Genomic DNA, 5,857 nt, shown 5'->3' on the forward strand with positions numbered 1-5,857 from the left:
TCGAAGCCGGTAGGACCGGTGCGGGAACCGGAGTCGAAGCCGGTAGGACCGGTGCGGGAACCGGAGTCGAAGCCGGTAGGACCGGTGCGGGAACCGGAGTCGAAGCCGGTAGGACCGGTGCGGGAACCGAAGTCGAAACCGGGGCCGGAGTCGGAGCCGGTGAGACCGGGGCCGGACCCGGCGGCGTCGAAGGCGGTGGCGTCGGAGGCGGTGGTGTCCGAGGCGGTGGTGAGTCGTCTCTCGCCTTGCCCTCCGCGCGCGCCTCCGCCTCCACCCCGGCCGCCCCCGTCCCCTCCACTCCCTCCCCGTCCTCCGCCGCCGTACCTCCCTCCGCCCCTCGCAAGGGAGCGGACCGGGGGGAAGCCGCCTCCGACCGGTTCCTCGCCAAGGCCGCTCTCGTCACCATCGCCCTCTCGATCGCCGGTGCCGTGCTGGGCCTGGGTCGCGATCAGGCGCTTGCGCATCTGTTCGGGGCCGGGTCGGACACGGACGCGTTCCTCGTCGCCTGGACGGTGCCGGAGTTCGCGGCGACGCTGCTGATCGAGGACGGGCTGGCCTTCGTGCTGATCCCCGCGTTCAGCGTGGCCGTGACCCGGCGGGCGAAGGGGGCCGCGGGCGATCCCGTACGCGCGCTGGTCGCCGCCACCCTGCCCCGGCTGACGCTCGCCTTCGCGGCCTTCGGGGCCCTGCTGATCGCGGGGGCGCCGTACCTGGTCGAGGCGCTCGCGCCCGGTCTGCCCGATCCCCGGCTCGCGGTGGACTGCACCCGACTGACCGCGACCTGCGTGTTCTCCTTCGGGCTCGCCGGCTACGGCAGCGCGGCCCTGCGCGCGCACCGGCGCTTCGTGGCCCCGGCGGCGATCTACGTGGCGTACAACGCCGGGATCATCACGGTGATGTTCCTCCTCGGCGCCCGCTGGGGCGTGCGGTCGGCGGCGCTCGGTGTCGCGGTCGGCGGTGCGCTCATGGTGGTGGCTCAGGCGCCGTCGCTGTGGCGGCAGCTGCGGCGCGGGGAGCCGGCGACCGGGGACCTGGACGGCGAGCCGGCCCGGCCGATGGATCTGACCCTCATCGGCACGGTCCTGCTGTTCGCGCTGTGCCGTCAGTCCCAGGTCCTCGTCGAACGCTTCCTGGCCTCCTCGCTGCCCGCCGGGGCCATCTCGCATCTGAACTACGCCCAGAAAGTGGCCCAGATGCCGATGGTGCTCTCGCTGATGCTCTGCACGGTCACCTTCCCGGTGGTCGCTCAGGCCATCGCCGAGGGCGACACGGAGAAGGCCCGGGACCGGGTGGAGCGCGATCTGGCCCTCGTCGCCTGCACGGTACTCCTCGGCACGGCCGCGGTCGTGGCGTGCGCCCCGCAGATCGTCCAACTGCTTTTCCAGCGCGGCGCGTTCACCGCCCAGGACACCGCGGCGACGGCGGCGGTCATGCGCGTGTACGCCCTCGGGCTGCTCGGTCACACCCTGGTCGGCGCGCTCGTGCGCTCGTACTTCTCCTCGACGCGGCCGACCTGGTACCCGCTGTTCGCGATGACCGCCGGGATCGTCGCGACCTGCTGGGCCGGCGCCCTGGCCGTCGGCCCCTGGGGGGTCTGCGGGATCGCCGCGGCCAACGCGGCCGGCATCACGCTCACCGCGGTGCTCCTGCTGTACGGCATGGGTCCGCGCAGTGTGCCGATCCGCACCCGCAAGGTGGTGGCCGAGATCGGCAAACCGCTGCGGGCCGCCCTGACCGCGGCGGTGACCGGCGGTCTGTGCGCGAGCGGCGTGGATTCCCCGCTGCTCGGACTCGTCGTCGGCGGCACGGTCGTGACCGTCGTCTTCGCCTTGCTGGCCTGGGCCTTCCGGGTCGAGGGGTTCGCCTCCGCACTGAGTTCCGTCACACGAAGGGTTTCGCATGCCCGTTTCCGCTGACAGCAGCAGACGCACCGCTACGAGCTCCCTCGACGCGCCGCCCTGGGTGGCGATGTACCACTCCGTCGGGGACTGTTCCGAGGACCCGTACCGCGTCACGGTCTCCCCCGACCGTCTCGCCCGGCAGCTGGACTGGCTGCGCCGGCGCGGTCTGCGCGGGGTGTGCGTCTCCGATCTGCTCGCGGCCCGCGCCCGCGGCCGGGGGCAGGATCTGGTGGCCCTGACCTTCGACGACGGGTACGCCGACTTCGTCGAGACCGCGCTCCCGCTGCTCAGGCGCCACGGATGCGGCGCCACCCTCTTCGTCCTGCCCGGCCGGCTCGGCGGTGAGAACGCCTGGGATCCGCTGGGCCCGCGCAAGCCGCTGCTCGGCAAGCAGGGCATCCGGCTCGCCGCCGCCTCCGAGGGCATGGAGGTCGGCTCCCACGGACTGACCCATGTCGACCTCACGAAGGCCGACGACACCGTGCTGCACGCCGAGGTCGCCGAGAGCAGAGCAGTGCTCTCGGAGTTGATCGGTGCTCCGGTCGACGGCTTCTGCTATCCGTACGGGACCGTCGACCGCCGGGTCCTGGACGCCGTCCGCGATGCCGGGTACCGCTACGGCTGCGCGATCGACCCCGGCCCGCTGACCGGCCCGTACGCCCTCCCCCGTGTGCACATCGGCGAGAACGACACCGCCGTACGCCTGTTCCTGAAGCACAGGCTGCACCGTCTGCGCCGGCGCCCGGTCGAGGCGGGCCGGTGAAGGCGCTGCACATCATCACCGGCCTCGGCGTCGGCGGGGCCGAGCAGCAACTGCGGCTGCTGCTGCGGCATCTGCCCGTCCCCTGCGACGTCGTGACGCTGACCGACCCCGGCGCGGTCGCCGAGGGGCTCGCCGCCGACGGTGTGCGCGTGATCCATCTCGGCATGTCGGGCAACCGCGACCTCGCCGTGCTCCCCCGCCTGGTGAAGGTGATCCGCGCGGGCCGCTACGACCTCGTGCACACCCATCTCTACCGGGCCTGTCTGTACGGAAGGCTCGCCGCCCGGCTGGCCGGGGTGCGGGCGGTCGTGGCCACCGAACACTCGCTCGGCGACTCCCAGATGGAGGGCCGCCCGCTCGGCCCCGGCGTACGCGCCCTGTATCTGGCCGGGGAGCGGCTCGGCCGGTCGACCGTCGCCGTCTCGCCCACGGTCGCCGAACGCCTACGCCGCTGGGGTGTGCCCGGACCGCGCATCGAGGTCGTGCCCAACGGCGTCGACATCGCCCGCTTCCGCTTCGACCCGGAGCTGCGCGAACGCACCCGCCGCCGGCTCGGGCTCCCCGAGGACGCGTACGTCGTCGGCGGTGTCGGCCGGCTCGCGCCGGGCAAGCGCTTCGACGTCCTGATCCGCGCGCTGGCCGAACTGCCGGGCGACTGCCGGCTGCTGCTGGTCGGCGGCGGGATGGAGGAGACCGCGCTGCGGCGCGCGGCGCACGACGCCGGGGTCAGGGACCGGGTGTTGTTCGCCGGCGAGCGCCCCCCGTACGGCTCGCCCGGCGCCGACCTGCCCTCGCTGATAGGAGCCATGGACGTTCTCGCCTCGCCCAGCCCCGAGGAGGCGTTCGGGCTGGCCGTCGTGGAGGCGCTGGCCGCCGGACTGCCGGTGCTGTACGTCTCCTGCCCGGCCGTCGAGGACCTGCCGCCCGGCGCGGCCTCCGGCGCCACCCGGGTCGGGGGCGGCACGGACTCCTTCGTCCGCGCGCTGACCGACGTCCGCGCGAAGGGCCCCGCCTCCCGCGCGGCCCCGGAGGCGGCCCACCACTACTGCATCACCCGTAGCGCCGCCCAGCTGATGGACGTGTACGCGGCCGCTGTCTCGCGCACCTGACTGGAGTGAGTTCCACATGTCCGAAAACCTCACCAGGGGCCACCGCCCCTCGGGTTCGGCTCTTTCCCGGGCGAGGACCGTGCCACCGTGGGCGCTGCTCGCCGCCACGGCCGTCCTCGGCGGCGGGCTCGGCGGCGCGTACGGCGTGGTGAAGCCCCCGGCCTATACGGCCACGAGCTATGTCATCGCCGTACCGACGGACAAGGGCGACCCGTCGGCCGCGCTCGGCTTCGCCCAGGCCTACGGGCGGGTCGCCACCCAGCTCGCGGTGCTCGGGGACGCGCAGGTGTGGGCCGGTGTGCCGGTCAGGACGCTGGAGTCGAGCGTGAAGACCGCGACCTCACCGGACGCTCCGATGGTCGCCGTCTCGGCCACCTCCCCGCGGGCCGACCTGGCCGCCGACATGGCCAACGCCGTCACCCGTTCGCTGACGCAGCACGCCAACGAGAGCAAGCAGAGCACCCACGTCGAACTCCTGTCGTTCTCCCGCGCGATCAAGCCGGCCTCGGCGTCCTCGGCGTCCTGGACCGTGACGGGCCTGGTCGGCGCGAGCGCGGGCGGACTGCTCGGCGCGCTCGTGCTGCTCGTCCGTCCCCGGCGCTACGCCGACCCGGCCCTTCAGGCCTCGGTGCCGAGCCCGGCCACGGCCGCCGATGTGCACGGCCAGCTGTGACCGGGACGCTCCTGGCCGGTGCGAGGACCAGCACCGCACGAGCCGAACTCGTCACCGACGAGCGGGAGTTCGCCGACCTGGCGGCTCCCTGGGGACGGCTGCACCGCCGGTGCGGCGCCGCCACCGCCTTCCAGAGCCACGCCTGGCTCCACTCCTGGTGGCTCTCGTACGGGACCCCCGGGCGGCTGCGTCTGGTGGTCGTGCGCCAGGACGGTGAGCTGATCGCGGTCGCGCCGCTGATGCGCGCCCGCCGCCGGCTGCCGACGCTCGTGCCGCTCGGCGGGCCGATCTCCGACTACGCGGACGTGCTCCTCGACGACGCGCACGCCGACCGCGCGGCGGCGGCGCTCGCCGAGGGGCTGTCGGCGGCGGCCCGCACCGCGCTGATCGACTTCCGCGAGGTCCGCCCTGGCGGCGCGGTGGAGCGGGTCTACGAGCAGTGGCACGGGCCGCGCCGCCAGGTCGGGGACTCCCTGTGCCTGGAACTGCCGGCCGCCTCGATGGACGAACTGCTCGGCCGCCTCCCCTCCGCCAAGGCCCAGCGCGTCCGGGCCAAGCTGCGCAAACTCACCGCGCTCGGGGTCGAACAGCGGGTGGTGGGCCACGACGAGGTGGACGCGGCCCTCGGCCGGCTGCTCGAACTCCACCGGCTCCAGTGGGAGGGCCGGAAGGTGACGTCCGAGCACCTGCACGAGCGGTTCTCCGAGCATCTGGTCCGCTCGGTGGGCCCGATGGTGCGGTCAGGGGACGCGGTGGTCACCGAGTTCCGGCTCGACGGCGCCGTGATGGCCGTGGATCTCACCCTGCTGTCGCGGCGCCTGGCGGGCGGCTATCTGTACGGAGCCCATCCGCAGCTGCGCGAACGCAAGGCGGACGTGGCGGTGATACTGCTCGACGCCTGCGCCCGGCACACCGAGGGCGGCGGCCGCGGGACGCTGAGCCTGCTGCGCGGCGACGAACCGTACAAGCACCACTGGCGCCCGGACCCGGTTGTCAACCAGCGGTTGCTCCTGGCGCGCCGGCGTACGGCGGCGCTGATGTCGGCGGTCGTGTGCGACGTCGCCGCGCGCCGGCGGGGCAAGGAGCTGCTGCGGAGCTGGAGGGAACGCGGTGGCGGCGGGTCCTGAGCGACCCGCCGCCACCCGGGGGTCACCAGCCGCTCGACCACCAGTCGCCCGACCACCAGTCGTGCGACGACCAGTCGAGACGCACGCACACCTTCCCGCCGAGCCAGTACTCCACCCAGTCACCGAGCTCCAGCGACTTGCAGGCGGCCGGGTCCGCCGTCCCCTGCGGAACGGGCTCGTGCACCGGGGTCGGGGTCGGCGTCGGTGTGGAGACCGGCTTGGGCACCGGGGTCTTGGCCGGGGTCGGAACCGGCTGGGGCGTGGGGGTCTCGACCGGCTTGGGA

At 74.0% G+C, this 5,857-nt stretch carries 5 protein-coding genes and 1 pseudogene; 5 read left to right on the forward strand and 1 reads right to left on the reverse strand.

The genetic code is table 11. The features are described from left to right. Positions 1–245 precede the first annotated feature (245 nt). From murJ to ACZ4AA_RS03085, 5 genes are read left to right on the forward strand one after another with little or no spacing between them, the layout of a single operon-like run. On the forward strand, positions 246–1,916 hold the full coding sequence (gene murJ / locus ACZ4AA_RS03065) for a murein biosynthesis integral membrane protein MurJ (RefSeq protein ID WP_467594259.1): 1,671 nt from the start codon (positions 246–248) through the stop codon (positions 1,914–1,916). Continuing rightward, a complete protein-coding gene (locus ACZ4AA_RS03070; protein WP_467594262.1) occupies positions 1,900–2,664 on the forward strand; it encodes a polysaccharide deacetylase family protein in 765 nt (254 codons plus the stop codon). The genes murJ and ACZ4AA_RS03070 overlap by 17 nt, the downstream gene beginning before the upstream one ends. Continuing rightward, entirely contained in the window at positions 2,661–3,773 is a 1,113-nt protein-coding gene (locus ACZ4AA_RS03075) for a glycosyltransferase (protein WP_467594265.1), read from the forward strand. Before ACZ4AA_RS03070 ends, ACZ4AA_RS03075 begins: the two co-directional genes overlap by 4 nt. Before the next feature lie 16 nt (positions 3,774–3,789). Continuing rightward, on the forward strand, positions 3,790–4,446 hold the full coding sequence (locus tag ACZ4AA_RS03080; protein WP_467594269.1) for a YveK family protein: 657 nt from the start codon (positions 3,790–3,792) through the stop codon (positions 4,444–4,446). Then, positions 4,443–5,573, forward strand: coding sequence for a GNAT family N-acetyltransferase (locus tag ACZ4AA_RS03085; RefSeq protein ID WP_467594272.1), 1,131 nt, complete (start codon positions 4,443–4,445; stop codon positions 5,571–5,573). The genes ACZ4AA_RS03080 and ACZ4AA_RS03085 overlap by 4 nt, the downstream gene beginning before the upstream one ends. A gap of 22 nt (positions 5,574–5,595) precedes the next feature. On the opposite strand, the pseudogene ACZ4AA_RS03090 reads toward ACZ4AA_RS03085, so the two are convergent. Then, positions 5,596–5,857, reverse strand: a pseudogene (locus ACZ4AA_RS03090) (hypothetical protein); the annotation flags it as partial.

The sequence above is a fragment of the Streptomyces sp. NPDC024698 genome (assembly GCF_055559015.1).